This is a genomic window from Pseudomonas sp. LS-2, assembly GCF_003605735.1.
GTDB lineage: Bacteria > Pseudomonadota > Gammaproteobacteria > Pseudomonadales > Pseudomonadaceae > Aquipseudomonas.
Window position 1 is genome coordinate 245670 of sequence record NZ_QXTJ01000016.1, and the last position, 25658, is coordinate 271327.

Below are 25658 nucleotides of genomic sequence, written 5' to 3' on the forward strand. Positions count from 1 at the left end.
GAGCCCGGCGCTCCGTATAATGCTGCCATCGCCAGATCTGATGGCTCTAGATGGATTGTTTTATGACCCGACAGCAACCAATCGCAGTGCTGGGTGGCGGCAGCTTCGGAACGGCGGTGGCCAACCTGCTGGCCGAGAACGGTCACCGGGTGCGGCAATGGATGCGTGACCCCGAGCAGGCCGAGGCGATTCGCGTCAACCGCGAGAACCCGCGCTATCTCAAAGGCATCAAGGTGCTCGACGGGGTCGAACCCGTGACCGACCTGCAAAGCACGCTGGCAGACAGCCAGTTGGTGTTCGTGGCCCTTCCGTCCAGCGCCTTGCGTAGCGTTCTGACGCCCCATGTCGAGCTGCTGACCGGCAAGATGCTGGTCAGTCTGACCAAGGGCATCGAGGCGCAGACGTTCAAGCTGATGAGTGAAATCCTCGAAGACATCGCCCCGAACGCTCGTATCGGCGTGCTGTCCGGGCCCAACCTGGCTCGCGAGATCGCCGAGCATGCCTTGACCGCGACGGTGGTCGCCAGTGAAGACGAAGACCTCTGTCAGCAGGTTCAGGCTGCGCTGCACGGTCGCACGTTCCGCGTCTACGCCAGTGCCGACCGTTTTGGCGTCGAACTGGGCGGTGCCTTGAAAAACGTCTACGCCATCATCGCCGGGATGGCTGTGGCATTGGGCATGGGCGAGAACACCAAGAGCATGCTGATCACTCGAGCGCTCGCCGAGATGACCCGGTTTGCCGTCAGTCAGGGCGCCAATCCGATGACCTTTCTGGGCCTTGCCGGCGTCGGCGACCTGATCGTGACCTGCTCCTCGCCCAAGAGCCGCAATTATCAGGTTGGCTTCGCGCTGGGACAGGGGTTGAGTCTGGATGAGGCAGTCACCCGGCTGGGCGAAGTGGCCGAAGGGGTCAATACGCTGAAAGTGCTCAAGGCCAAGGCTCAGGAATTGCAGGTCTACATGCCGCTGGTCGCCGGGCTGCACGCAATCCTGTTCGAGGGGCGCACGCTGGAGCAGGTCATCGAGCTGCTGATGCGCGCCGAGCCCAAGACCGACGTCGATTTCATCTCGATCAGTGGTTTCAACTGATTCAATGCCCCCTGATTTCCAAGTTCAATGGAGAAGCTCTTGAACGAGTCCAAATTCAAGCAACACGAATCGGTTCTGCTGCGCGTCCTGTGGATGGTGGTGTTCGTGGTGGTCTGGCAGGTTGCGGTCACCGTGCTGGCCGTCGTGGTACTGGTGCAACTGGCGTATCGCCTGTTCTATGGCGCGCCAAGCCTGAGTCTGATGTCGTTCGGTGACAGCCTGAGTCAGTATTTCGCGCAGATCGGCCGTTTCGGCACCTTTCATACCGATCAGAAGCCCTGGCCGTTCGCCGACTGGCCGACCCCGCGTCCACCCGAGGGCGAAGCGCCGCATACCGTTCCAGCCGCCCCGCACCCCGTGCGTGATGAGGAACCGAAGCTATGAAATTGTGGATTCTGCGCCACGGCGAGGCCCAGAACCGCGCGCGCGCGGACGCTGAGCGGGAGCTGACCGACAACGGCCGCGCAGAAGTGCTGAGCAGCGCCGCCACCCTCATGGGCCAGCCGTTGCGCTGGATCATCGCCAGCCCTTACGTGCGTGCGCAGCAGACCGCCGAACTGGTTCCTCAGGCCCTGGGGTTTTCGGAAGCGGTGGTGACCGTGCCCTGGCTGACGCCGGACAGCGATCCGCGCAAGGTCCTCGATAACCTCGATCTGTACGCTTCGGACAATGTGCTGGTGGTCAGCCATCAGCCATTGGTGGGTTCGCTGATCGGTCTGGCGGTGCATGGCAGTCTGCAGCAGGCAGAGCCGATGCACACCGCCAGTCTCGCGGAGCTGGAGGCGGATTTCCCGCTGGCAGGGGCGATGGAGCTGATCAAGGTCCGCCATCCCGGCTGACCCGCGTTCGTATTCCTTGTAGAGCCGGCTTGCCGGCGAACGGGTTGTGTCAGGCGATTCATTCGTTACTGCCCCAGCTTTCGCTACCAAGTCGGCTCCTACAGTCCCGCTGCGATTCTGATGCTATGTCTTCGATAACAAGGAAAAAAACATGAGTCTATGGCGCCAACCCCCTGACCTCGATGCCCTCAACGCCATGCAGAAGAACACCATCGGCGAGTTGCTGGATATCCGTTTCGAGGCTTTCGATGAGCAATCCCTGACCGCCAGCATGGTGGTCGACCATCGCACCCATCAACCTTACGGCCTGTTGCATGGCGGCGCGTCAGTGGTATTGGCGGAAACCGTGGGTTCGTCGGCGAGCTACCTGGTCATCGACAGCAGCAAATACTTCTGCGTGGGGCTCGAAATCAACGCCAACCACTTGCGTGGCCTGCGCAGCGGACGTGTGACTGCGGTGGCGCATCCCGTGCATATCGGCCGCACGACCCACGTCTGGGACATCCGCCTGACCAGCGATGAAGGCAAGGCCAGCTGCATTTCGCGCCTGACCGTCGCGGTCGTCCCACTGGGTGAACAGCCACCGTCGCGCTGACCGGGTCCGGCATGACCGGAGTGTCATCATCGATGGCAGTTCCGGTCATTGCCGCGTTGCAGCGCCGGTGCGCACAATTGCAGCCTGTTCAAGGTTCTCTGGATGCGCCGGCATGACCCAACCCGTGTTTTTCGCTCACGCCAATGGCTTTCCTTCCGCCACCTACGGCAAATTGTTTGCAGCACTCGGGGATGAGTTTCAGGTGACTCATCTGGAGCAGCACGCTCACGATCCGCGTTTCCCCGTAACTGACAACTGGCCGAATCTGGTCGATGAGCTGGTTCACCATCTGCGTGAGCAGGAGCAGCCGGTGTGGGGTGTGGGGCATTCGCTCGGCGGTGTCCTGCATTATCACGCCGCCTTGCGTCATCCGGAGTTGTATCGTGGTGTGGTCATGCTCGATTCGCCGGTGCTGACCCGCTTCGATCAATGGATGATCCGTGCGGCCAAACGCTTTGGTTTCATCGATCGCATCACCCCGGCCGGGCGCACGCTGGGGCGGCGCGAAGTGTTCAGTGATCTGCAGGCTGCCCGGCAGTATTTCGCCGGCAAACACCTGTTTCGCCGTTTCGATCCCGAGTGCTTCGAGGCCTATCTGCTGCACGGCTTGCAAGCGGATGGCGAGCAACTGCGCCTGCGTTTCGACCCGGCCACCGAGATCAGCATCTACCGCAGCGTGCCCCACACCAGCCCCGGCATGGCCCGCCATCTGCGGGTGCCGCTGGCGATGGTGCGCGGCGAGCACAGCGACGTCGTGCGACGCCATCACGCGATGTCGGTGAAAAGCATGCGCGAAGGCGAGTATCTTTCTGTGCCGGGCGGGCATATGTTTCCGCTAGAACACCCCGAGGATACCGCGCAGATGCTCAAGAACCTGTTCTCCCGCTGGTCCGCTCGCGGCCAGAGCGCCAACGACGACCGGTCACGCCGGCGAGCCCGCGCATGAGCTGTTCCGTCGAAGAAGTTCGTCTGAGCCTGCCGCATATCGAACTGGCGGCGCATCTGTTCGGGCCACAGGACGGGCAGCCAGTGATTGCGCTGCATGGCTGGCTGGACAATGCGAACAGCTTCGCTCGCCTGGCGCCCAAGCTCCAGGGCTTGCGGATTCTGGCGCTGGACATGGCCGGGCACGGTCATTCCGATCACCGCCCACCCGGAGCCGGATACGGCCTGCCCGACTACGCCCACGACGTATTGCAAGTGGCGCAGCAGATGGGCTGGGAAAGGTTCTCCCTGCTGGGGCACTCCCTCGGCGCCATCGTATCGGTCATCATCGCCGGCGCCTTGCCCGAGCGCATCGAGCGTCTGGCCTTGATCGACGGCCTGATTCCGCCGCTTGGCGAACCTGTAGGTGCTGCCGAACGCATGGGCGCAGCCTTGCAGGCGCAACTGATGCAATCGAGCAAACGCAAACCGGTTTATCAGGAGATGGATCGTGCGGTCGAGGCGCGAATGAAGGGGGTGGTGGCGGTCAGTCGAGAGGCCGCCGAGTTGCTCGCTCAGCGCGGACTGATGCCGGTGCCCGGTGGATACACCTGGCGCAGCGACAGCCGTCTGACCCTGGCGTCGGCGACCCGGTTGACCCGGGCGCAGGCGTTGTCCTTCGTCAACGCCATTCGCTGTCCCGCCCACCTGGTGGTGGCGCAGGAGGGCATGCTGGCGCAGAACAAAGAGCTGCTGAGCAGTGTGCCGTTTGAGGTCACTGCACTGCCCGGCGGGCACCATCTGCATCTTAATGACGAGGCGGGCGCACGCGCTGTTGCAGACTGTTTCAATCGGTTCTTCGCCGTTTCTTGACTTGCGCATCGCAACTGTCGAGGCTGGGCGAGTTGAAACAGGAGACTGCACGATGGACCACTGCCCACGCCCGACCCTTTCACCTTCCGAGCCGCACGACCGTGCGGCATTTGTTTGCCCCCCGATGTTCATTCGATGAGAGCACCCATGCGTTTTTCCCGTGCTCTGGGCCTTGCGCTGTGCCTTTCTGGTTATGGCGCCATGAGTCATGCAGCCGACGTTGCCGGCAGCCAGGACTTCGCCAATCTGCCACGACCGAGTGACTCGGAAATCGTCGATTACCGGCCAGCCGCAGAGCTGGAACGTATCTTCCCCATGGGGTCGATTCGCAAGATCAGCGGGCAGTTGCGCTTTGAGAGTCAGGTCTCCTCCCGAGGCACGGCGACCTCCGTGACCTATGAGCTTGCACCCGAGCGCTCCGCTGACGAGGCGTTCACCGCTGCCCGTGAAGCGTTGCAAAAACAGAATGCGCAGTTGCTGTTCTGGTGTCAGGCCCGCGATTGCGGCGAAAGCAGCCTGTGGGCCAACGAGGTGTTCGGCAATTCCAGGCTGTATGGCGCGGACAGCGGGCAGGCGTATCTGCTGTTGCGCCTTGCCGCGCCGAGCAACGATACGCTGGTGGCGCTGTACAGCATCACACGGGGCAATCGCCGCGCTTATCTGCATGTCGAGCAGTTTCAGGCGAGTGCGCCGCTGGGTGAGGTGTTGCCGACCTCTGCGACCTTGCTGCGCGAGCTCAAAACCAGCGGCGATCTGGACTTGCCGATGCTCAACGGCGCACCTGCCGAGCCATGGATCACTTTGCTGTCTCGGGGCCTGAATCTGGACAGCACCTTGCGCGTCACGCTTTCCGGTCCGCAGAGCGAAGTGTGGCGTGAGGCGTTGACCGCCAAGGGCGTGCGAGCAGCGCGACTGGAAGCCGGAAACAAGGAAACCCAAGGCCTGATCATCGAACTCATTCGTTGAAAAAAACGCTCTATCGCGGGCGTTTCCCTCAGCAAATGCGGCGAGCGACGACGTTCGCCGTTATGCTCCGGTTTCTGGACTCCTCTTCTATGGAATGACCCATGCTCAATAACGATCGCCTGTTGGTGCAGATTCTTCTGCTGGCGTTGCTCGGTGCCTGTCTCTGGGTCATGGCGCCGTTCTGGTCGGCGCTGTTCTGGGGGGCGGTTCTGGCATTCGCCAGCTGGCCGTTGATGCGGTTGCTGACACGCGCGCTCAAGGGGCGGGAATCGCTGGCCGCGGGCATTCTGACCCTCGGCTGGATGTTGCTGGTCGCCGCGCCTCTGGTCTGGCTGGGGTTCAACCTCGCCGACCATGTGCGCGATGCCACGGTGTTCATCAAGGACGTGCAGGTCGACGGGTTGCCTGACCCGCCCACCTGGCTGGGCAGCATTCCGCTGGTGGGCGAGCGTCTGGTGGGTTACTGGACCACCATCGATGAACAGGGCGCGGCGATGCTCGCCACCCTCAAGCCGTATCTGGGTCAGGTCGGCAACTGGCTGCTGGCGCGTAGTGCGCAAATCGGCGGCGGCATCCTGGAACTGACGCTGAGTATTGTCTTCGTATTTTTCTTCTACCGCGACGGCCCGCGGCTGGCGGCCTTCGTGCTCAGTCTGCTGGAGCGGCTGATTGGCGATCGGGCGCCGTATTACCTGGATCTGGTGGCCGGCACCGTGCAACGGGTGGTCAACGGGGTGATCGGGACGGCCGCTGCGCAGGCGGTGCTGGCGCTGATCGGTTTCCTGATTGCCGGTGTTCCCGGCGCACTGGTGCTGGGCATCGGCACCTTTTTGCTGAGTCTGGTGCCCATGGGCCCGCCGCTGATCTGGATTCCCGCCACGGCCTGGCTGGCCTGGAGAGGGGAGTACGGGATGGCGATCTTTCTCGGGTTGTGGGGCACGTTCGTCGTCAGTGGCGTCGACAACGTGCTCAAACCTTACCTGATCAGTCGCGGCGGCAATCTGCCGTTGGTGATTGTGCTGCTGGGGGTGTTTGGCGGGCTGCTGGCGTTCGGTTTCATCGGCCTGTTCATCGGCCCGACATTGCTCGCAGTCGCCTACAGCCTTCTGCTCGATTGGGTCGGGGACAGCCGGGCGCGGCAGTTGCCGAAATAAACCGCCGCCATTGACCAGAACGCCGCCCGGCGGGGCGGCGGCAGGGTAGGTCAGCGCAAAGCCGATTCAAATGCGCGGCAGATCCAGGACTGCGGTGAGGCCGCCGCCGGGCGTATCTTCCAGCCGCAGATCGCCGCCCATGCGTCGGGCGGCTTCGCGGGCGATGGTCATGCCGATGCCCACGCCGCCAGAGTTGCGATTGCGCGAGCCTTCGACACGATAAAAAGGCTCGAACACGGCTTCGCGCAGGTTGGCCGCAATACCGGGGCCGTTGTCGACAACCGACACTTTGAGCCGATCGCTGGCGTCCTCGATCACCACCCGCGCGTGTCCGGCATAACGCAAGGCATTGTCGATCAGGTTGTGCAGGCAGGAACGCAGCGCCATGGGCTGGGCCCGGAGCGGCCTGCACGTACCGATGGCCTGAACATCATCGCCATTGTCCTGCGCGTTTTCGGTCAAGGATTCGATCAGGGCCTGCACGTCGAAATATTGCAGCGCTTCGCTGGTCCGTTGTTCGTTCAGGTAGGTCAGGGTCGCGTCGAGCATGGCGATCATGTCGTTGAGGTCCTGAGTCATCTGCCCGTGCAGCCTGGGTTCTTCGATCTGCTCGACGCGCAACTTGAGGCGGGCCAGCGGCGTGCGCAGGTCGTGGGAGACGGCTGCGAGCATGCGGCCCCTTTGTTGCACCTGATCGCGGATGCGTTCTTGCATCAGGTTGAAGGTGGCCGCGGCCTGACGGGCCTCGCGGGGCCCGTCGAGTAACAGAGGGGGGCTGTCGAGGTTTTCACTGAGGCGTTCGGCGGCGGTGCTCATCCGCTGGATCGGTCGGCTCAGGGCTTTGGCACCGAACCAGGCGGCGATGACCAGCGTGATCAACTGGAAGAACAGGGGAATCAGCGGAATGCCGAAGAACGGCGGGCGACCGGGGGGCGGAGGCGGCGGGCGCAGAGCTTCGAGCGTCGAGGGGCTTTCTTGCTGGCCGGCCGGCGCTGCTTGTCGCGCCTCATAGTGCGGCGGGGGCGGCATCTTCGGCCCGTAATAATGAAACCAGGCGAACGCCAGCAGGTGAGCCAGAACGATTGCCAGCAGTGCACCCCCGAACAGCCGGGCGAACAGTGTATCGGCCGAGCGGATCAACCAATGTCCCTGGCGTCGAACATATAGCCTTCGCCACGTACGGTCTTGATCAGTTGCGGGGACTTCGGATCGTCACCCAGTTTCTGGCGCAGGCGCGAGACCAGCAGGTCGATGCTGCGGTCGAAGGCTTCGATGGAGCGGCCGCGTGCGGCGTCGAGCAATTGTTCGCGGTTGAGCACGCGGCGCGGGCGTTCGAGGAACACGCGCAGCAGGCGGAATTCGGCATTCGAGAGCGGCACGACCAGGCCGTCGGGCGCGGTGAGCTGGCGCAGTACGCTGTTCAGGCGCCAGTTGTCGAAGCGCAGGGTGGTGCGTTCTTCTGTGCGGTCATCGCGCACGCGGCGCAGGATGGTCTGAATGCGTGCCACCAGTTCCCGTGGCTCGAAAGGCTTGGCCATGTAGTCGTCGGCGCCCAGTTCCAGGCCAATGATGCGGTCAGTGGGTTCGCACCGGGCGGTGAGCATCAGGATCGGGATGTCGGAGGTGCTGCGCAGCCAGCGGCACAGGGACAGGCCGTCTTCGCCGGGGAGCATAAGGTCCAGCACCACGACGTCGTAGGTTTCTGCGGCCAGGGCTTCGCGCATGGCATTGCCGTCGGTGACGCCGGTGCTCTGGATGTTGAAGCGGGCCAGGTAGTCGCACAGCAGTTCGCGGATCGGGACGTCGTCGTCGACGATCAGTGCGCGGGTGGTCCAGCGACGCTCGTCAGTCTGGGGCGTGGCGGTGTTGGTGTCTGGGGTTGGGTGCATGTTGCTGCCGCCATGTGATGCTGCCACGGGATGGGCCGCTGGTAAGGAACGACGCTGCCATGCTACTGCGCAGGCGAGCGGGGCGGAAGGGTAAGGGGGGCGGGTGTCGGTGGATTGTCCTGAATGTATCGAGAAGTGTACATGTGATTGTTGGGGTCAGACGGGGGCTGGCTAACGCCAGGCCTGTTTCGCCTTCGGCGAGTTACTTGAAAAGACACCAAGTAACCAAGTGTCCTGGCTCCCGGTTTGGCCTCGACTTCGTCGAGGTACCCTCACTCCGGCGACGCTCCGTGGGCCCGCGCCGAACGGACATCCATGTCCTGACGGCGCTCTCGCGGCATCCATGCCGCTCGGCCCACTGCGCGCCGCCTGCGTTCAGCCTGCACCCAGGTCGCGATTTGTGGTGTCTGGGCTATTGCGTACGGAGATCAAGATCAAGATCAACGGCAACGGCAACGGCAACGGCAACGGCAACGGCAACGGCAACGGCAACGACGGCCACCGAACCTGTAGCAGTCCGGCTTGCCGGCGGCGGCCATCTTCCGTACGACACCGCCGGCGAGCCGGACTGCTACAGGGCGTGTGTGGAGCCGAGATTAGCGTTGGACACCAATCACTGTGGGAGACGCCGGAGGTCACAGGGATCAGGTCACGACGAAGAGCTGCGTTCGCTTTAGATCTTGCTTCTAAGCGCGCGGAATACCAGACGACGCAAATTGCGACTTTGGCAGGCCGAGCGCAGGCGTTGCGTAGGGGGCAGCGCGACATGGATGTCGCGCTAGCCGCCGTTCGGCCAGGGATGGCCGGTCGGCGGCGTGCCCTCGGAGCAATGCCGGAGTCGAGGGAACCCGACGAAGTCGGGCCGGACAGGGAGCGCTAGACCCTTGGTTACTTGGGGTCTTATCAAGTAACTCGCCGAAGGCGAAACAGGTCTGGCGTTAGCCAGGGCCAGTACCAGCGCCGCCACAAATGAATCTGCATACAAAACCCACCCTCCCCATAAACCCGCTCTTTACACCCCGCGGCCCAACAGACCCGCCAGTCTTTACGCTTTCTTTATGCCCGGCCCGACCTCTCGATCTCGTTCCTTTACACCCTCAGTGAGGACAATTCCGGCACACGGCAGTCGCCGTATGACGGAGAGTTTTTCATGAGCGTTCTGGATGGGGTGTCACTGCTGTTGGCGGCAGGGTTGTTCGTGTACTTGCTGGTGGCGCTGTTGCGCGCCGGCCGGGTCGAGGAGTGACGGCCATGCACAGCTATGACTATCTGCTGATTCTGGCCTTCTTCGCGCTGGTTCTGCTGCCCGCGCCGTTTCTGGGCCGCTTCTATTACAAGGTGATGGAGGGCGAGCGCACCTTCCTGACCCCCGTCATGGGGCCGGTCGAGCGTGTCTGTTATCGGCTGGCGGGTGTCGATCCCAAGGTCGAACACAACTGGAAAACTTACACATTCGCCCTGCTGGCGTTCAATCTGGCGGGGTTCGTGCTGTTGTTCGCAATCCTGCTGTTTCAGGGCGCGTTGCCGCTCAATCCGCAAGGCCTGCCGGGGATGGAGTGGTCGTTGGCGTTCAACACTGCGATCAGTTTCGTCACCAACACCAACTGGCAGAGTTACAGCGGCGAAGCCTCCCTCAGTTATCTGAGCCAGATGGCCGGACTGACGGTGCAGAACTTCGTCAGTGCCGCGACCGGTATCGCAGTGCTGATCGCGTTCTGTCGCGGGATTGGCCGTCGCTCGACGCAGCACCTGGGCAACTTCTGGGCGGACATGACCCGGGCGACGCTCTACGGCCTGCTGCCGTTGTGCATCGTGCTGGCGCTGTTTCTGGTGTGGCAGGGCGTGCCGCAGACGTTTGCTCATTATGTTGACGCCCTCACTCTGCAAGGCACTGACCAGACCATTCCTCTGGGCCCGGCCGCGAGCCAGATCGCGATCAAGCAACTGGGCACCAACGGCGGCGGCTTCTTCGGCGTCAACTCGGCGCACCCCTTCGAAAACCCGACTGCCTGGAGCAACCTGTTCGAGCTAGTCTCGATCATCCTGATCCCGGTGGCGCTGGTGTTTACCTTCGGTCACTACGTCAAGGACATGCGTCAGAGCCGCGCCATCGTCGCCTGCATGTTCGTGCTGTTCCTGATCGGCGGCGCCACCGCGCTGTGGGCCGAGTATCAGCCCAACCCGGCGCTGAACATGGCGTCGGTGGAGCAGGCCGCGCCCATGGAAGGCAAGGAAACCCGCTTCGGCACGACCGCGACAGTATTGTGGGCGACGGCGACCACGGCAGCGTCCAACGGCTCGGTCAACGGCATGCACGACAGCCTGAACCCGCTGAGCGGCATGGTCGCGCTGGCCAACATGATGGTTGGTGAAGTGATCTTCGGCGGTGTCGGCGCAGGCTTGTACGGCATGCTGCTCAACGTCTTGATCGCCGTGTTTCTGGCCGGGCTGATGATCGGCCGCACTCCGGAATATCTCGGCAAGAAGCTGCAGGCCCGCGAAGTGAAACTGCTGGTGGCGACACTGATCGTGATGCCGGTCGGCGTGCTGGTTCTCGGAGCCCTGGCGGCGTCGTTGCCCGGTCCTGCCGGCGCGGTCAGCAACCCCGGCGCTCATGGTTTCAGTCAGTTGCTGTACGCCTACACCTCCGCCACCGCCAACAACGGTTCGGCGTTCGGCGGTTTCAGCGCCAACACCACCTTTCACAACCTGATGATGAGTCTGGCGATGTTCATCGGTCGCTTCGGCTACATCCTGCCGGTGCTGGCGCTGGCGGGCAGTCTGGCGGCGAAGAAGACCTCACCGCTGGGCCTGAACAGTTTCCCGACCCACGGCCCGCTGTTCGTCACGCTGTTGACCGTGACCATCCTGCTGGTGGGCGGCCTGACCTTCCTGCCGACCCTGGCTATGGGGCCGATTGCCGAACATCTGAGCCTGGGTTTCTGAGGAGCGAATCATGAACATGCCTGCACCCGTTACAAAGAAAGCCGTTACCCACACCGTCGAACCGGCCGTGGTGCCTGAATCTGCAAAAACCGGTTTCGCCGCACTGTGGCGGCCGGCGCTGATCCAGGCGTTCGTCAAGCTTGACCCGCGTCAGTTACAACGTGCGCCGGTGATGCTGGTGGTGGAGTTGACCGCGATCCTCACCACTGTGCTGTGTCTGATCCCCGACCCCGCGGTGCCGACGTTGGTGGCCGTGCAGATCGCTGTCTGGCTGTGGTTCACCGTGCTGTTCGCCAACTTCGCCGAAGCCTTGGCCGAAGGACGTGGCAAGGCGCGGGCCGACAGCCTCAAGGCCGGCACCGAAGGATTGAAGGCCCGCCTCAAAGGCGCGACCGGCGGCTTCGTGACGGTCAACGCCAGCGCGTTGCGCAAGGGCGATGTGGTGCGGGTAGAAGCGGGGGAGTTGATTCCCGGCGACGGCGAGGTCATCGAAGGCATCGCGGCAGTCAACGAAGCAGCCATCACCGGTGAGTCCGCGCCGGTGATTCGCGAGTCAGGCGGCGACCGCTCGGCGGTGACCGGCAATACCCGGCTGGTTTCCGACTGGTTGCTGGTGCGCATCAGCGCCAACCCTGGCGAGTCGACGCTGGATCGCATGATCGCCTTGGTCGAAGGCGCCAAACGCCAGAAAACCCCCAACGAAGTGGCGCTGGACATCCTGCTGATCGGTTTGACTCTGATCTTTCTGCTGGTGGTCGTGACGCTGCAACCCTTCGCCCACTTCGCCGGCGGCAACCTGCCGCTGGTGTTTCTGGTGGCGCTGCTGGTGACGCTGATCCCGACCACCATTGGCGGCCTGCTCTCGGCCATCGGCATTGCCGGGATGGACCGTCTGGTGCGTCTGAACGTCATCGCCAAGTCCGGTCGTGCCGTGGAAGCCGCGGGCGATGTGCACGTGTTGCTGCTGGACAAGACCGGCACCATCACCTTCGGCAACCGTCGCTGCGCAGCGGTCTACGCGGCGTCGGGCGTCAGCGCCAAAGAGCTGGGCGAGGGCACATTGCTGGCGTCGCTGGCCGATGACACCGCCGAGGGCAAATCCATCGTTGAATACCTGCGTGGGCTGCACCCGATCAACGAGCCTGCACCCAGCCGGCTGACCGCCGTGCCGTTCAGCGCTGAAACACGGCTCTCCGGCGTCGACTTTGACGGTCACGTTTATCGCAAGGGCGCGGTGGATTCGCTGCTGAAGTTCATCGGCCGCGATCGCAGTGACCTGCCACTGACCCTGTCTCGCGAAATCGACAAGATCGCCAAGACCGGGGGCACGCCATTGCTGGTGAGCGTCGACAACAAGCTGCTCGGCGCGATTCACCTCAAGGACGTGGTCAAGCCGGGGATTCGCGAGCGTTTCGAGGAACTGCGCAAACTGGGCATTCGTACGGTCATGGTCACCGGCGACAACCCCTTGACCGCCGCAGCGATTGCCGCCGAAGCCGGCGTCGATGACGTGCTCGCCGAAGCCACGCCAGAAAGGAAGCTTGCGCGGATTCGGCAGGAGCAGAACGACGGTCGATTGGTGGCGATGTGTGGCGACGGTGCAAACGACGCCCCGGCGCTGGCCCAGGCGGACGTCGGCATGGCGATGAACGATGGCACGCAAGCGGCCCGCGAAGCGGCGAACATGGTCGACCTGGACAGCGATCCGACCAAGCTGCTGGACGTGGTGCAGATCGGCAAGGAACTGCTGGTCACCCGAGGCGCGCTGACGACCTTTTCGATTGCCAACGACGTCGCCAAATACTTTGCGATCTTGCCGGCGCTGTTCGCCGCGATCTACCCGCAACTGGGGGTGCTCAACGTCATGCACCTGGCCAGCCCGCAGAGCGCGATTGTGTCGGCCATCGTCTTCAACGCGTTGATCATCGTGGTGCTGATCCCGCTGGCATTGCGCGGCGTGCGGGTTCAGGCCGCCAGCGCCGCGCACCTGCTGCGGCGCAATCTGTTGATCTACGGCCTGGGCGGCATCGTCGTGCCGTTCGTGGGCATCAAGCTGATCGACATGCTGCTGACCGCGCTGCACCTGGTTTAACGCACTGCCTGCGCAGCGAACCCACGCGTGTTCGCTGCGCCTACCTTGATTGAGGATTGAATGATGTCCAGTGTATTGCGTCCGGCCATGAGCCTGATCGTTCTGATGACCCTGATTACCGGCGTGGCGTATCCGCTGGTGGTGACGGGCGTTGCGCAAGTGGCGTTTCCCGTGCAGGCCAATGGCAGTCTGGTGTATGACGATCAGGAAAAAGTGCGAGGGTCCGAATTGATTGCGCAAGCGTTTACCGGCGAGAAGTGGTTTCATCCACGCCCTTCGGCCGGTGCGTTTGCCACGGTCGCCAGCGGTGCGAGTAATCTGTCGCCGAGCAATCCGGCGCTCGCCACACGTATCGGTGATGATGCGCTCAAGGAGAAGGTCGATAATCAGGGGCCTGTGCCGTTGAATCTGCTGACCACCTCCGGCAGCGGACTGGACCCGCACCTGTCGCCGGCAGCGGCGCAGTATCAAGTCGCACGGATCGCCGCGGCGCGTCATCTGCCGCGTGAGACGGTGCAGGGTCTGGTGGTGGCTAACACCTACAGCCCGTTGATCGGGCCGCCGGTGGTGAACGTGTTGGCGTTGAACCAGAGTCTGGATGCGTTGCCGTCTGGCAAACAGGTGAACTGAAGTACTCCGTAACCGAGTTCCACGGGGCTCTGTAGGAGCGCGCTTGCCCGCGATTGGGTTGTGTCAGGCTGCTAACCGGCCACTGACAGAGCGCGATCGCGGGCAAGCGCGCTCCTACAGGAATTGCAGCAGGGCTCAAACGTAATCAATACCCAAGGACAACCATCGTGAACCCAAACAGCCGCGCCGACGCTCTGCTGGCCCATCTGCCCCGGGACGACCGTGGTCGGTTGAAGGTGTTTCTCGGCGCTGCCCCCGGCGTGGGCAAGACCTTCGCCATGTTGCAGGCGGCACACACGCAAATGCGCCAGGGCGTTTCGCTGCTGGTCGGTGTGGTCGAAACCCATGGCCGCGCCGAAACCGAAGCCTTGCTCGGCGGCTTGCCGCAACTGCCCATGCTGCGCTCCGAATACCGGGGCGTGACGCTCGAAGAAATGGACCTCGACGCTTTGCTCGTGGCGAAACCGAAGCTGGTGCTGGTGGACGAACTCGCCCACAGCAACGCGCCGGGCAGCCGTCACGCCAAACGCTGGCAAGACATTCAGGAACTGCTCGCGGCAGGTATCGACGTCTACACCACGGTCAACGTTCAGCACCTGGAAAGCCTCAACGATCAGGTGCGCGGCATCACTGGGGTGCAAGTGCGCGAGACCCTGCCTGACTGGGTGTTGCAGGAGGCCTACGAACTGGTGCTGATCGATTTGCCCCCCCGGGAGCTGCTGGAGCGGCTTCGCGATGGCAAGGTCTACGTACCGGAACAGGCGAGGGCCGCCATCGATGCGTTCTTCACGCAGACCAACCTGACCGCGCTGCGGGAAATGGCTATGCAGACCGCTGCCGCTCAGGTGGATAACGATCTGGCGCTGGGGTATCGGCAATTGGGGCAGGCCGCGCCCGCCGTGCGCGGCCGGTTGCTGGTCGGGATCGACGGCGATGCTCAGGCTGAACGTCTGGTGCGTCACGCCAGCCGTGTCGCCCAACGTCGGCATCTGCCGTGGAGTCTGGTGCATGTCGACAATGGCCGGTTCTTCGACGAACTGGCGCGCACCCGCTTGCAGAATGCCCAGCAACTGGCCGAACGGCTGGGTGGCGAGGTCGTCGTGCTGCGGGCCCCGGAAGTGGCGAAGACGCTGATTCAACACGCCGCCGAGCGTCGTGCCAGTCTGGTGCTGGTCGGCCAGTCCGAGCGGTCGTTGCGTCGTCGCCTGTTCGGAGGCGGGCTGGCGGCGCGGCTGCTGCGCAATGCCCATGGCCTTGAAATCAATGTGCTCGACAGCGAGGCGCGCGCCGATCAACCGCGTTCGACCACGCCTCGCGCTTTTCGGTGGTTCGATTACCTCTTGGCGGTGCTGGCGACCGTCTGTGCCAGTGCGCTGGCGTGGGCAGTGTCGAGCTTTCTGGCGCTGCCCAACATTTCGCTGGTGTTCCTTGCCGCCGTGTTGCTGGTGGCCGTGCGCAGCAGCGTCGGCCCGGCGATGGTCTGTTCTGTGCTGTCGTTTCTGGCCTATGACTTTCTGTTCATCCCGCCGAATTTTTCTTTGAGCATTCAGCGCGAAGAAGATGTGCTCACCTTGCTGTTCTTCCTGATGATGGCAGCGTTGACCGGCAATCTTGCGGCGCGTCAGCGTCGCCAGTTGCAGGCGTTGCGCGATACTCAGGAAGAAACCAGCGAACTGCTCGACCTGTCCAGACGCCTCACCGCCGCCACCGATCGCCAGGCTGTGCTCAGTGCCGCCGAACACCATCTGGCGGGCTGGAGCGAGTTGCAGATCTGCGTCCTCGATCACGATGCTCAGCAAGGCTGGATAGTTGAAGTCGGCGGCGCGCTCGAGTTCTCCGAGTTCGAACGGGCGGCCGCAGACTGGGCCTGGCAACACGGGCAGGCGGCGGGCAAAAGCACCGGGACGTTGCCGTCGGGCCACTGGTGGTGGCTGCCGTTATGGGTCGACGATGCGCCCATGGCCCTCCTGGGTGTCAAGGCGCGTGAAGGGCAGAGTTTCAGCGCTCAACGTCGGCGCTTGCTGACGGCGCTGAGTCAGCCGCTGGGTCAGGCGCTGGCCCGGGCCCGACTGGCCGAAGACCTGGAAGCGGCGCGTCTGCACGGCGAAACCGAGCAACTGCGCAGCGCCCTGCTGGCGTCGGTTTCCCATGACCTGCGCACGCCGCTGACGGCCATGCGTGGCAGCATCGACAGCCTGCTGGCGCTCGGCGAGGCGATTCCCCTGCATGACCGGCAGGAATTGCTGGAAGGCACCCGCGACGAGGCTGAACGTCTGGACCGCTACATCCAGAACCTGCTGGACATGACCCGGCTGGGGCACGGCGCGTTGAAGCTGGCGCGGGACTGGGTGTCCCCCGGCGATATCGTCGGCAGCACCTTGAATCGTCTGCGTGCGGTGCTGGCGCCGTTGCAGGTCAGCACTGATCTGCCGGTCGATCTGCCATTGCTCTACGTGCATGCGGCGCTGATCGAACAGGCCCTGATCAACGTGGTGGAAAACGCGGCGCGCTTCTCGCCGGTTCACGGGCGGTTGCAGATGCACGTACACGCCACCGACGAGGAGCTGGTCTTTGCGGTCAGCGACGAAGGCCCGGGGATTCCCGAGGCTGAGCGGGCCAAGATTTTCGACATGTTCTACACCGCTGCGAGGGGGGATCGTGGCGGGCAGGGAACGGGGCTGGGCCTGGCGATCTGTCAGGGGATGGTCGGCGCCCATGGCGGACGGATCACCGTGGGCGACGGTATCGAGGGGCGCGGGACCTGCATCAGTCTGCACCTGCCGTTGCAGGCGCAGCCGCAGGCGGAAATGGAGCAGGCGGTTTGAGTGGACTTTGCGCTACGCTCGCGCTTTTCGAGAACCCTTTGTCATGAGACTGCCATGAGCCAGACCGCAACCATTCTGGTGATCGATGATGAACCGCAGATCCGCAAGTTTCTGCGCATCAGCCTCGCGTCACAAGGCTACAAAGTGCTGGAAGCCGGGACCGGCAGCGAGGGCTTGAGCCAGGCGGCGTTGAACAAGCCCGATCTGTTGGTGCTCGACCTCGGGTTGCCGGACATGGACGGCCAGAATGTCCTGAGTCAGTTGCGCGAGTGGTCGGCGGTGCCGGTGCTGGTGCTGTCGGTTCGCGCCAGCGAGGGTGAGAAGGTGCGTGCGCTGGATGCCGGGGCGAACGACTACGTGACCAAGCCGTTCGGCATTCAGGAGTTTCTGGCGCGCATTCGTGCCTTGCTGCGTCAGACGTCGGACACGGGGCACACCGATGCGGCGCTGGTGATCGGGCCGTTGACCGTGGACCTGGCCTATCGACGGGTGTCGCTGGACGGCGTCGAGGTCGCGCTGACCCGCAAGGAATACGCGGTGCTGGCGCAACTGGCGCGGCATCCGGGGCGGGTCATCACTCAGCAGCAACTGCTCAAGGACATCTGGGGCCCGACCCATGTGGAAGACACCCATTACCTGCGCATCGTGGTCGGTCATCTGCGGCAGAAACTGGCGGATGACCCCGCGGCGCCACGGTTCATCGTGACCGAGGCGGGGGTCGGGTATCGGTTGGCGCAGTCATGACGCCAATCCACGGCAAGCCTGGATTCCTGCGGGAACCGGCTTGCTGTCGAGGGCGGTGTGTCAGTCATGCATGAGTCGCCTGGCACCCTGCATTCGCCAGCCAGCCGGCTCCCCCACGTTTTCTCGTTGTTCCCCTCAATGCTCGCGCTCGTACCGGTCCAGCGTGTCCCGTGCGATCTCCCGTCCCAGGGCGATCAGTTCCGGCGCCTTGTAGAACTCGAAAAAACGGCACACGCGTTTGGGCACGTTGATCAAAATGTCCGGCGGATACCCGGCAATCTTGTACTGCGCCAATGACGTCTGCATCACCTCGAAACTCTGGTTGATCAGGTCCAGCAGGGACGCAGGTCCCACGTTGTCGACGATGATCGAACCGCTGGCGGACTTGGGCGCACCGGGTTCCTGAGGGGCGGCGCAGGGTTGCTGGCCCTGGGGATCGGCTGAGTCCGTGTCATGGCTGCCCAGCCACGGGCTGTTCGGGAGGGTCGCGGCGGTGGTCTTGAGGCTGTCCTGTGCCAGACGCAGCACATCGTCGCCGGCCACGTCCAGCTTGCGCCGAAAGGGCAGGTGCGAGCCGATGGAGCTGATCAGGCTGTCGAAGCGTTTTTTCACCGCTGGCGGACGCTCGATCACCGGTAGCTGATAGTGCTTCTGGTTGGTGGAGTTGAGGTTGACCGCGACGATCAGGTCGCAGTGGCTTGAAACCACCGGCACAATCGGCAAAGGGTTCAACAGACCGCCGTCCACCAGCGTGCGATTGCCCTGTACCACCGGGGTGAACAGGCTGGGAATCGCTGCCGAGGCGCGCATGGCCGAATGCAGGTTGCCCTCCTGAAACCAGATTTCCTGCTGGTTGGTCAGGTCGGTGGCGACGGCGGTGTAGGGGATTCGCAGATCCTCGATGTTGACCTCGCCGACGATCTCGCGAATCTGACCGAAGACTTTCTCCCCGCGAATCGCCCCAAGCCGGAAACTCACATCCACCAGTCGCAGCACATCCAGATAATCAAGGCTCTCGATCCAGGCCTTGTATTGCGGCAGTTTTCCGGCCGCGTAAATGCCACCGACCACGGCCCCCATCGAACACCCGGCGATACAGGCGATGTCGTAACCGCGCCGCTCTAGTTCCTCGATCACGCCAATGTGCGCGTACCCCCTGGCACCCCCGGAACCCAACACCAGCGCAATTCGTTTCTTCATCTAAAGGCTCCCCGTGGCAATGGTTCTACCCTACGCCCTAGGCTGGCGGTAATCATCTGGTGTTTGTATAACCCTTGCGACATAAAACAGATACTCTGCGACGCCGGGTCGTGGCACTTTTGCATCGCCGCACCGTCAAAGCCGCATTCTCGATTTCCACTGTTGAGGTAACACTGAATGAAAGCCTGGATCTGCCTGCCTTTGCTTGCCCTCGTTCTCACAGGCTGTGCGGGTAAAACCGCCTATCGCGACGCGTGCGCCACCAACCTCGATGCGGCCTGGCATGAGCTGGATCTGGCCAAGGCAGAAGGGTTCGCCGGCACCGTCAGCTATTCCAAGGCCCTGTCGCTGCTGACCGGCGCCAAGACCCAGCAACAGTTCGAAGCCTTCGAAGGTTGTTCCGAGAAAGCCGAGAAAGCCCGTTTCTATATCCGCGAGTCTCGCGCGGGTCGATAAAAGTGCTTGATTGAAAAGACCTGTAGCAGTCCGGCTTGCCAGCGGTGGCGAGTGTGCAGACCCCACCGCCGGCAAGCCGTGCTGCTACAGACGATGTTGCAGCCTTGAATTCTTGCGCTTCGCCTCACTGCTTCACCCTCCCGCAACAAATCCTCCTGATTCCCTCTATCTGCTCTGGCGAAAAGGCCTACGCTGACTTTAAAGTGGCTGCACGTCTGGCATTTTCTGCAGTCCTAATAGCCAAGAGCAGTCGCCTGGGGAGGCTTTCCAATGGGCAGAAAACTGGATGCGTGTCTCAACGCGATCAATGAAGTGGTGCTGGGCAAGGAGCCTCAGGTTCGTCTGGCCATGACCTGTCTGCTGGGCGGCGGTCATCTGCTGATCGAAGATTTGCCCGGCATGGGCAAGACCACCCTCAGTCATACCCTGGCGCGGGTCCTGGGACTGAGCTTTCAGCGCATTCAATTCACCTCCGATCTGCTGCCGGGCGACATCCTGGGCACCTCGATCTTCGACCGGGAAACCGGGCAGTTCACCTTTCATCCGGGGCCGATCTTCGCCGAACTGGTACTCGCGGATGAGATCAACCGCGCCACCCCGAAAAGCCAGAGCGCGCTGCTAGAAGCGATGGAAGAAGGGCAGGTCACCATCGAAGGTGCAACGCGCCTGCTGCCCGATCCGTTTTTTGTCATTGCCACCCAGAACCCCTTCAGTCAGGGCGGCACCTTTGCCTTGCCCGAGTCGCAACTGGACCGCTTTCTGATGCGCCTGTCGCTGGGTTACCCGGCACGGTCGGCCGAAAAGGCCCTGCTGCTGGGTGAATCGCGCCGTGAGTTATTGCCCCGCATCGAGCCAATTCTGGACCACACTGAACTGGCCGCGATGCAGGAAGAAGCGCGCCGGGTCCGGGCCAGCGATGCCTTGGTCGACTATGTGTTGAGACTGGTGGACGCCACGCGCAGCCAGCCGCAATTCGCCTACGGTCTGTCGCCTCGTGCCAGTCTGGCGATTCTGTCGGCGGCGCGAGCCTGGGCCTTGGTGATCGGACGTGATTACGTGATACCTGAAGACGTTCAGGCGATTCTGCCTTCGGTGATCGGTCATCGCCTGCGCGAGCGCACCGATCCCACCGGGCATGGCGGCGGGGCGTTGGTTCAATGGCTGCTGCGTGAGGTGCCGGTGCTTTGATGCCACAGTTCAAACCGGTCTGGCAGCGCTGGGTGGGACGCCGTATCCCCCCGGCATCGCGGATCGAGCTGGATCACCGACGAATCTTCATTCTGCCGACACGGGTCGGCGGCACCTACGCGCTCGTGCTGTTCCTGCTGCTGCTGGTCTCGATCAATTATCAGAACAGCCTTGCCTACGGGCTGACCTTTCTCATGCTCTCGGTGGGGATTCTCGCGATCCTGCACACCTACCGCAATTTCAGCGGCCTGATTCTCAGCGCCAGCAACGCCCGCTCGGTGTTCGTCGGCGAACCGGTGCAGTTGCGCCTGCGGCTGGAGAGCGCCGCCCACGGCCATCAGGCCATCGCGCTGGGCTGGGACAGCGAGCAACTGGAGCAGGCCGACGTCGACCCGGAACGTCAGGTGGAGGTCGCCTTGACGTTGCCGGCTGCCCACCGTGGCTGGTTACGGGCGCCGCGTCTGCGGGTCGAAAGTGTGTTTCCGCTGGGGATCTTCCGCGCCTGGAGCTGGCTGGACCTGGAGCAGACCGTCTTGATTTACCCGCGCCCGGTGCCGGGCAGCATGCCGTTGCTGCAAGGGGTACAACCTCACGCCGAGGATGACGGACAGGCGACGCAGGGGCAGGGCGTCGACGATTATCAGGGCCTGCGCCTGTGGCAGCCCGGCGACTCGCTGCGGCGCATGCACTGGAAAGCCTGGTCTCGCGGTCAGGGCCTGATGGTCAAGGAGTTCACCGACCTGAGCGGCCATGACCTGTGTCTGGATTTCATGGCCTTGGGCGGCGACATCGAAGAGCGCCTGTCGCGCTTGTGTTATTGGGTGCTGGAACTGTCCCAGCGCCAACAACCGTTCGCCTTGCGTCTGCCGGGTTTTCTGTCGGCGGTGGACAGCGGTGACGCTCATCGCGAAGCCTGTCTTCGGCAGCTGGCGCTCTACGGGGTGCGGGCATGAGCGCGAGGCTGCCATGACATCGGCCAATCTTGCCCAGCCAATTCCTCGCGTCAGCCTGAACTGGCTGCTCATCGCTCAGGCACTGGTCATCGTGCCCTTCGCCTTGCACATCCCCGTGTCGTTGATCGTGTTGTGGCTGGTGTGCACGTTCTGGCGCATTCAGATCTTCCGCATGCGCGTGCGCATGCCAGGCACCTGGGTCAAATCCGGTCTGCTGGTGGGCACCGCCGGCGGGATCTTTCTGGCCCGGGGCAGCCTGGTAGGGCTCGACGCCGGCGCCGCGCTGCTGATTGCCGCGTTCATTCTCAAGATGCTGGAAATGCAGACCCGGCGCGATGCGCTGGTGCTGATCTTTCTTGGCTTCTTCTGCGTCGCGGTCGGCTATCTGTTCGAAGACGCGCTGCTGTGGGGGCTGTTCACGCTGCTGCCCATCGCGACCTTGCTGGCCGGGCTGATCGGCCTGCAACAGTCCAGTCTTTCCAGCAAGCCGGCGAGCAGCCTCAGACTGGCCGCCAAGCTGTTGGTGCAGGCGGTGCCGCTGATGCTGCTGCTGTTCCTGTTCTTTCCGCGTCTGGACCCGCTCTGGTCGCTGCCGCAGCCCAGCAACAAGGCCTTGACCGGGTTGTCCGATAGCATGGCGCCGGGCGACATCGCCGATTTGAGTAAGTCCGCCGCCCTGGTGTTTCGTGCCAGCTTCGAGGGCCAGGTGCCGCCGCGCAATCAACAGTATTGGCGCGGTCTGACCCTGGAGCAGTTCGATGGCAGGCGCTGGTCGCAGTCCTCGCGGGCACAGGTCCCGGATGCTCCGGACTGGCGCAGGGAAGGCGAAAAGCTCAGCTACAGCATCGTCATCGAGCCCACCGGAAAGCCCTGGCTGATGACCCTCGATGTCGGCGAAACCGACCTTGCCGGGGTCAGGCAGATGAGCGATTTCCGCTGGCAGCGTCGTCGTCCCATCGAGCAGTCGATGCTGTACACGGTCAATTCCTGGCCCGACGCCGTGCGTGAAACCGTGCTCAGCGATGGCGGGCGCATGCAGAACCTGCAGCTGCCAGCCAAGGGCAATCCCGAGGCGCGGGAGTGGGCCGCTGACCTGCATCGCCGCTATCCAAAGGTCGATGCGCTGGTCGACGCCATGCTCTCGCATTTCACCGAGCAGCCGTTCCACTACACCCTGAAGCCGCCGCAACTGGGGCCCAACAGCATCGACGACTTCCTGTTCACCAGCCGCGCCGGTTTCTGCGCCCATTACGCCGGCGCCATGACGTTCGTGCTGCGGGCGGCCGGCATACCGGCCAGGGTCGTGGCCGGGTATCAGGGCGGCGAGTTGAACCCGGATGGCAACTACATCAGCGTGCGTCAGTTCGACGCCCACGCGTGGGTCGAATACTGGCAGCCGGGCGTCGGCTGGCGCAGCGTCGATCCAACCGCCGCCGTGGCACCTGCGCGCATCGAGCAAGGTCTGGAACAGGCGCTCGCCAGCGACGAGGATTTTCTCGCCAACTCGCCCATGTCGGCGCTGCGTTACCGACACCTGGCCTGGCTCAATTCGATCCGCCTGAGTTGGGATAACCTCAACTACGGCTGGCAGCGCTGGGTATTGGGCTATCAGGGCCAGCAGCAACTGCAGGTGCTGGGGCGCTGGTTCTCCGGGTTTGAGACGCCGGTGTTCGCCGGTGGCGCGGTGGCGATTCTGGGCTTGTTGGCGTTGTGGCTGTTCAAGCCCTGGCGTCGGGAAAGTGACTCACAGCTTCGTCTGTTCAATGCCTTCGAACGACTCCTGGCCCGCCATGGTCTCAAGCGTCAGCAGGGGGAGGGCGCGCAGGCATTCGCCCGTCGCGCTGCGCAGCGCTTTCCTGCCCATGCTGAAGCGATCGAAGGATTCGCCCGGGAGTTCGAGGCGCAACGCTATGCGGGCGTCTCAGGTTCGGTCGGGCAGCTGCGCCGACGTCTGAAAAACCTGCGCCGCCGTTTGCCCTGGCGCTTGTCGGCGGTGAAGGACAAGCAGTCTTAGTGATGGATAGAGGAGTGTTCCATGTCTGCCATGGTCGATCATCTGGTCGCCGAAATTATCGGCCTCAACGTCAAGTTGCTGGCCTGTCACGCCCGGCTTGTGGCCTCCACTGACAGTGAGGCGCTGCATGACCTGCGTACCACGGTGCGACGTTTGCGCAGTGTGCTGCGGCCGTTGCGCGGGTTGCCGGGGCTGGATCGGGTCGAAGAAGCGGCCAAGGGTGTCGGCGATCTGACCACGCCGTTGCGGGACATGCAGGTGCTGGCCGGGTTTTTGCGTGAGAACGGCGAGGATCGAGCGGCGCACAAACGCGAGCGCTACCTCGCGACTGCCTGCCCGAACGTCGCCACCTCTCACGAACTGAACCGGCTGTTGGGGGTGCTCGATCAGATGCCCTCGTTTCTTCGCGCCCAACAGCGGCATGGTCTGCTGAACAAGCTGCGCAAACGTATCGGCAAACGCATGGACAAGCAGTGGAAGAAACTGCGCGAGGCCATGGCTGATCCAGCCCACGACCGGCATCGCTTGCGTTTGCTGATCAAACGCGTGCGTTACGCCGCCGAAGCCTATCCCGACCTCAGCCATCAGCCAGCAGGCATGCAGAAACGTCTCAAGGCCGCACAAGGTGCGCTGGGCGACTGGCATGATCATCTGCAATGGCTGGAGCAGGCCAGGCATCACTCGGATCTGGCGTCCTGTGTTGCCGGTTGGGAGTTGGGCATGCACCGTGCCGAGGCGAAATCAGACCGGCAGCTGGAGCGCCTGTCGCTGGCATGTTTTGGCGAAAAACCTGCGCAGTGACCCCGATCAGGCCGCAGGATTGGCAGTTATGAACCCTGTCCTGCGGTTCCAGCCTCGCTACCATCGGGTGATGTTGGTCACCTGCCCTGTGGAGTGCGCATGAAACTTTCCGAGTTACTCGATGCCGTTCGCGCCAACCCAAAATCGGTAACCATACCGGCTTCCTGGTCTCAGGGGCGGTCCTGCTTCGGCGGGCTGATGGCGGCGCTGCAGTTCGAAGCCATGCGCGCCAGGGTCCCGACGGATCGTCCGGTGCGTTCACTGGCGATCTGTTTCGTCGGTCCGCCTGCGATCGATGTGCCGATCTCGTTCGAGGTGGAAATCCTGCGCGAGGGCAAGGCGGTCAGTCAGGTGCTGGGACGCGCCGTGCAGAACGGCGAGACGGTGACGTTGATTCAGGGCAGCTTCGGTGCGGCCCGAGAGTCGATGATTGCCGTGCAGGCCGAGCCTGCACCGCAGTTCAAGCCGGTGGAGGACGTGCCGGTGTTCCCCTTCATTCCGGGGGTGATGCCCGAATACCTGCGGTTTATCGACATGCGCTGGGCATTGGGTGGCCTGCCTTACACCAACACAAAATCACCGGCCATCGGTGGCTATGCGCGGCTCAAGGACGTGGAAAACGAGAGGCTGACTGAAGCCCATTTGCTGGCGTTGGCCGATACCTGGCCGCCTGCGGTGTTGCCGCACCTGAACAAACCGGCGCCTGGCAGTTCGTTGACCTGGACCATCGAGTTTGTGCAGCCGTTACCGAAGTTGACCACCCATGAGTGGACGCAATATCGGGCGGTGATCGAGCATGCGCGCGATGGGTATGGGCATGTTGCTGCAGGATTGTGGACGCCGAACGGGGAACTCGTGGCGATCAGTCGTCAGACGGTGACTGTATTTGGATAGTCGCAGCCGGCTGGATGCTTCGGGCTGAGCGCTGTTGCGCGAGGGGAATGTGGTAATCCGGGACTCGCCCCGAGACCTTATTGGCCTCGGGTCTTGATGGCTTGTGCTGCGATCAGTCCGATGATGCCGATACCGGCAGACGTCACGCTGGCGTTCAGCGCCGCATCGAGCAACAACAGGCCTGAGACGATGGACAGTGGAAAGGCCATGGACGACAACACCCGGTTTGACGACAGGCTGTACTTTTCGGCCGAGAAGAAGTCTTCAAGGTGCAGGTTGGAAATGAACTTGGGCATGATGCGAACCTCGTAAAGCCTGAATAAGAACTGTTTTCGATGAGTTGAGAATAGGCCCGGCATCGCACAACGGCGAATCGAGGTTTGCTATCGGCGTCATAGACGGCATGCGAGAAAGCAATCGGGGAGGCGGGGTGGCACGAGTCAGATTGTGGAGTCGGCTCGTTGGCGAGTGTTGAATATCAGCGGCCTGATCAGTTGCAGAAAGACCGCATTCGCAGGCAAGCCAGCTCCCACGGCCTGCGGCCAGAATCAAAAGCAGACTCAACCCACTTTCCCGCTTCTGCGGAC

Annotated in this window: 23 protein-coding genes and 2 pseudogenes; 20 read left to right on the forward strand and 5 right to left on the reverse strand. The window is 63.1% G+C overall.

From position 1 onward, the window contains the following. Window positions 1–62 precede the first annotated feature (62 nt). Entirely contained in the window at window positions 63–1088 is a 1026-nt protein-coding gene (locus D3M70_RS11815) for an NAD(P)H-dependent glycerol-3-phosphate dehydrogenase (RefSeq protein ID WP_120125933.1), read from the forward strand. Between the two features lie 24 nt (window positions 1089–1112). Here the strand turns inward: D3M70_RS11815 and D3M70_RS34175 are convergent. Further along, window positions 1113–1304: pseudogene (locus D3M70_RS34175) on the reverse strand (hypothetical protein); the annotation flags it as partial. Between D3M70_RS34175 and D3M70_RS11820 the strand changes: the two are divergent. The 7 genes and pseudogenes from D3M70_RS11820 to D3M70_RS11850 all read left to right on the forward strand — a co-directional run. Then, window positions 1215–1472 (forward strand): annotated as a pseudogene (locus tag D3M70_RS11820) (DUF4389 domain-containing protein); the annotation flags it as partial. The pseudogenes D3M70_RS34175 and D3M70_RS11820 sit on opposite strands and share 90 nt — an antisense overlap. Beyond that, window positions 1469–1927 (forward strand): phosphohistidine phosphatase SixA, encoded by a 459-nt coding sequence (sixA, locus tag D3M70_RS11825; protein ID WP_120125935.1) that lies wholly within the window; start codon window positions 1469–1471, stop codon window positions 1925–1927. The pseudogene D3M70_RS11820 and the gene sixA, both read left to right, overlap by 4 nt. A gap of 151 nt (window positions 1928–2078) precedes the next feature. Beyond that, window positions 2079–2522: a hotdog fold thioesterase gene (locus D3M70_RS11830; protein ID WP_120125936.1), complete on the forward strand. Its 444-nt coding sequence runs from the start codon at window positions 2079–2081 to the stop codon at window positions 2520–2522. Between the two features lie 112 nt (window positions 2523–2634). Next, the gene (locus D3M70_RS11835; protein WP_120125937.1) at window positions 2635–3468 is read left to right on the forward strand and encodes an alpha/beta fold hydrolase; all 834 of its coding nucleotides are present in this window, start codon (window positions 2635–2637) and stop codon (window positions 3466–3468) included. Next, on the forward strand, window positions 3465–4319 hold the full coding sequence (locus tag D3M70_RS11840; protein ID WP_120125938.1) for an alpha/beta fold hydrolase: 855 nt from the start codon (window positions 3465–3467) through the stop codon (window positions 4317–4319). Before D3M70_RS11835 ends, D3M70_RS11840 begins: the two co-directional genes overlap by 4 nt. Window positions 4320–4466: 147 nt before the next feature. After that, complete coding sequence (locus D3M70_RS11845; protein WP_256659814.1) at window positions 4467–5285, forward strand: DUF4892 domain-containing protein; 819 nt, start codon at window positions 4467–4469, stop codon at window positions 5283–5285. Window positions 5286–5386: 101 nt separating this feature from the next. Continuing rightward, window positions 5387–6439, forward strand: coding sequence for an AI-2E family transporter (locus D3M70_RS11850; protein WP_120125940.1), 1053 nt, complete (start codon window positions 5387–5389; stop codon window positions 6437–6439). A gap of 66 nt (window positions 6440–6505) precedes the next feature. Here D3M70_RS11850 and D3M70_RS11855 read toward each other — a convergent pair whose 3' ends face one another. Both D3M70_RS11855 and D3M70_RS11860 read right to left on the reverse strand, forming a co-directional pair. Further along, window positions 6506–7579, reverse strand: coding sequence for a HAMP domain-containing sensor histidine kinase (locus D3M70_RS11855; RefSeq protein WP_120125941.1), 1074 nt, complete (start codon window positions 7577–7579; stop codon window positions 6506–6508). Continuing rightward, the gene (locus D3M70_RS11860) at window positions 7576–8328 is read right to left on the reverse strand and encodes a response regulator (RefSeq protein ID WP_120125942.1); all 753 of its coding nucleotides are present in this window, start codon (window positions 8326–8328) and stop codon (window positions 7576–7578) included. The genes D3M70_RS11855 and D3M70_RS11860 overlap by 4 nt, the downstream gene beginning before the upstream one ends. Window positions 8329–9478: 1150 nt before the next feature. Here D3M70_RS11860 and kdpF point away from each other — a divergent pair. The 6 genes from kdpF to D3M70_RS11890 all read left to right on the forward strand — a co-directional run bounded on the left by kdpF (window position 9479) and on the right by D3M70_RS11890 (window position 17565). Then, complete coding sequence (gene kdpF, locus D3M70_RS11865; protein WP_037009437.1) at window positions 9479–9574, forward strand: K(+)-transporting ATPase subunit F; 96 nt, start codon at window positions 9479–9481, stop codon at window positions 9572–9574. 5 nt (window positions 9575–9579) lie between these two features. Continuing rightward, window positions 9580–11274, forward strand: coding sequence for a potassium-transporting ATPase subunit KdpA (gene kdpA / locus D3M70_RS11870; RefSeq protein ID WP_120125943.1), 1695 nt, complete (start codon window positions 9580–9582; stop codon window positions 11272–11274). A 16-nt stretch (window positions 11275–11290) separates the two neighbouring features. Further along, complete coding sequence (gene kdpB / locus D3M70_RS11875; RefSeq protein WP_256659820.1) at window positions 11291–13366, forward strand: potassium-transporting ATPase subunit KdpB; 2076 nt, start codon at window positions 11291–11293, stop codon at window positions 13364–13366. Window positions 13367–13429: 63 nt separating this feature from the next. Further along, window positions 13430–13996 carry a potassium-transporting ATPase subunit KdpC gene (gene kdpC / locus D3M70_RS11880; protein WP_165869777.1) on the forward strand — a complete coding sequence of 189 codons (567 nt, stop codon included), beginning with the start codon at window positions 13430–13432 and terminating at the stop codon, window positions 13994–13996. Window positions 13997–14163: 167 nt separating this feature from the next. Further along, the gene (locus D3M70_RS11885) at window positions 14164–16821 is read left to right on the forward strand and encodes a sensor histidine kinase KdpD (RefSeq protein WP_120125946.1); all 2658 of its coding nucleotides are present in this window, start codon (window positions 14164–14166) and stop codon (window positions 16819–16821) included. A 54-nt stretch (window positions 16822–16875) separates the two neighbouring features. Continuing rightward, window positions 16876–17565: a response regulator gene (locus tag D3M70_RS11890; protein ID WP_120125947.1), complete on the forward strand. Its 690-nt coding sequence runs from the start codon at window positions 16876–16878 to the stop codon at window positions 17563–17565. Between the two features lie 135 nt (window positions 17566–17700). Here the strand turns inward: D3M70_RS11890 and D3M70_RS11895 are convergent, their stop codons facing one another. Continuing rightward, complete coding sequence (locus D3M70_RS11895; protein WP_120125948.1) at window positions 17701–18765, reverse strand: patatin-like phospholipase family protein; 1065 nt, start codon at window positions 18763–18765, stop codon at window positions 17701–17703. Window positions 18766–18942: 177 nt separating this feature from the next. Here D3M70_RS11895 and D3M70_RS11900 point away from each other — a divergent pair, with 177 nt between their 5' ends. From D3M70_RS11900 to D3M70_RS11925, 6 genes are all read left to right on the forward strand, one after another. After that, entirely contained in the window at window positions 18943–19221 is a 279-nt protein-coding gene (locus D3M70_RS11900; RefSeq protein WP_120125949.1) for a hypothetical protein, read from the forward strand. A 270-nt stretch (window positions 19222–19491) separates the two neighbouring features. Then, on the forward strand, window positions 19492–20409 hold the full coding sequence (locus D3M70_RS11905; RefSeq protein WP_120125950.1) for a MoxR family ATPase: 918 nt from the start codon (window positions 19492–19494) through the stop codon (window positions 20407–20409). After that, window positions 20409–21362 (forward strand): DUF58 domain-containing protein, encoded by a 954-nt coding sequence (locus D3M70_RS11910; RefSeq protein WP_165869778.1) that lies wholly within the window; start codon window positions 20409–20411, stop codon window positions 21360–21362. Before D3M70_RS11905 ends, D3M70_RS11910 begins: the two co-directional genes overlap by 1 nt. A 13-nt stretch (window positions 21363–21375) precedes the next feature. After that, complete coding sequence (locus D3M70_RS11915; RefSeq protein ID WP_120125952.1) at window positions 21376–23376, forward strand: DUF3488 and transglutaminase-like domain-containing protein; 2001 nt, start codon at window positions 21376–21378, stop codon at window positions 23374–23376. 30 nt (window positions 23377–23406) lie between these two features. Then, window positions 23407–24177 (forward strand): CHAD domain-containing protein, encoded by a 771-nt coding sequence (locus D3M70_RS11920; RefSeq protein WP_165869782.1) that lies wholly within the window; start codon window positions 23407–23409, stop codon window positions 24175–24177. Between the two features lie 99 nt (window positions 24178–24276). Next, the gene (locus D3M70_RS11925; RefSeq protein ID WP_120125954.1) at window positions 24277–25071 is read left to right on the forward strand and encodes an acyl-CoA thioesterase II; all 795 of its coding nucleotides are present in this window, start codon (window positions 24277–24279) and stop codon (window positions 25069–25071) included. Window positions 25072–25148: 77 nt separating this feature from the next. Here D3M70_RS11925 and D3M70_RS11930 read toward each other — a convergent pair whose 3' ends face one another. Further along, entirely contained in the window at window positions 25149–25367 is a 219-nt protein-coding gene (locus tag D3M70_RS11930) for a hypothetical protein (RefSeq protein WP_120125955.1), read from the reverse strand. Window positions 25368–25658: the final 291 nt, after the last annotated feature.

Excerpts from the sequence above, each read along its gene's own strand:
- D3M70_RS11905 (WP_120125950.1), top strand. The coding sequence starts at position 19,492 with ATGGGCAGAAAACTGGATGCGTGTCTCAACGCGATCAATGAAGTGGTG.
- kdpB (WP_256659820.1), top strand. The coding sequence starts at position 11,291 with ATGCCTGCACCCGTTACAAAGAAAGCCGTTACCCACACCGTCGAACCG.
- D3M70_RS11900 (WP_120125949.1), top strand. The coding sequence starts at position 18,943 with ATGAAAGCCTGGATCTGCCTGCCTTTGCTTGCCCTCGTTCTCACAGGC.
- D3M70_RS11920 (WP_165869782.1), top strand. The coding sequence starts at position 23,407 with ATGGTCGATCATCTGGTCGCCGAAATTATCGGCCTCAACGTCAAGTTG.
- D3M70_RS11895 (WP_120125948.1), bottom strand. The coding sequence starts at position 18,765 with ATGAAGAAACGAATTGCGCTGGTGTTGGGTTCCGGGGGTGCCAGGGGG.
- kdpC (WP_165869777.1), top strand. The coding sequence starts at position 13,430 with ATGTCCAGTGTATTGCGTCCGGCCATGAGCCTGATCGTTCTGATGACC.
- D3M70_RS11930 (WP_120125955.1), bottom strand. The coding sequence starts at position 25,367 with ATGCCCAAGTTCATTTCCAACCTGCACCTTGAAGACTTCTTCTCGGCC.
- D3M70_RS11845 (WP_256659814.1), top strand. The coding sequence starts at position 4,467 with ATGCGTTTTTCCCGTGCTCTGGGCCTTGCGCTGTGCCTTTCTGGTTAT.
- kdpA (WP_120125943.1), top strand. The coding sequence starts at position 9,580 with ATGCACAGCTATGACTATCTGCTGATTCTGGCCTTCTTCGCGCTGGTT.
- D3M70_RS11815 (WP_120125933.1), top strand. The coding sequence starts at position 63 with ATGACCCGACAGCAACCAATCGCAGTGCTGGGTGGCGGCAGCTTCGGA.
- D3M70_RS11910 (WP_165869778.1), top strand. The coding sequence starts at position 20,409 with ATGCCACAGTTCAAACCGGTCTGGCAGCGCTGGGTGGGACGCCGTATC.
- kdpF (WP_037009437.1), top strand. The coding sequence starts at position 9,479 with ATGAGCGTTCTGGATGGGGTGTCACTGCTGTTGGCGGCAGGGTTGTTC.
- D3M70_RS11860 (WP_120125942.1), bottom strand. The coding sequence starts at position 8,328 with ATGCACCCAACCCCAGACACCAACACCGCCACGCCCCAGACTGACGAG.
- D3M70_RS11830 (WP_120125936.1), top strand. The coding sequence starts at position 2,079 with ATGAGTCTATGGCGCCAACCCCCTGACCTCGATGCCCTCAACGCCATG.
- D3M70_RS11835 (WP_120125937.1), top strand. The coding sequence starts at position 2,635 with ATGACCCAACCCGTGTTTTTCGCTCACGCCAATGGCTTTCCTTCCGCC.
- D3M70_RS11890 (WP_120125947.1), top strand. The coding sequence starts at position 16,876 with ATGAGCCAGACCGCAACCATTCTGGTGATCGATGATGAACCGCAGATC.
- D3M70_RS11840 (WP_120125938.1), top strand. The coding sequence starts at position 3,465 with ATGAGCTGTTCCGTCGAAGAAGTTCGTCTGAGCCTGCCGCATATCGAA.
- D3M70_RS11850 (WP_120125940.1), top strand. The coding sequence starts at position 5,387 with ATGCTCAATAACGATCGCCTGTTGGTGCAGATTCTTCTGCTGGCGTTG.
- D3M70_RS11915 (WP_120125952.1), top strand. The coding sequence starts at position 21,376 with ATGACATCGGCCAATCTTGCCCAGCCAATTCCTCGCGTCAGCCTGAAC.
- sixA (WP_120125935.1), top strand. The coding sequence starts at position 1,469 with ATGAAATTGTGGATTCTGCGCCACGGCGAGGCCCAGAACCGCGCGCGC.
- D3M70_RS11925 (WP_120125954.1), top strand. The coding sequence starts at position 24,277 with ATGAAACTTTCCGAGTTACTCGATGCCGTTCGCGCCAACCCAAAATCG.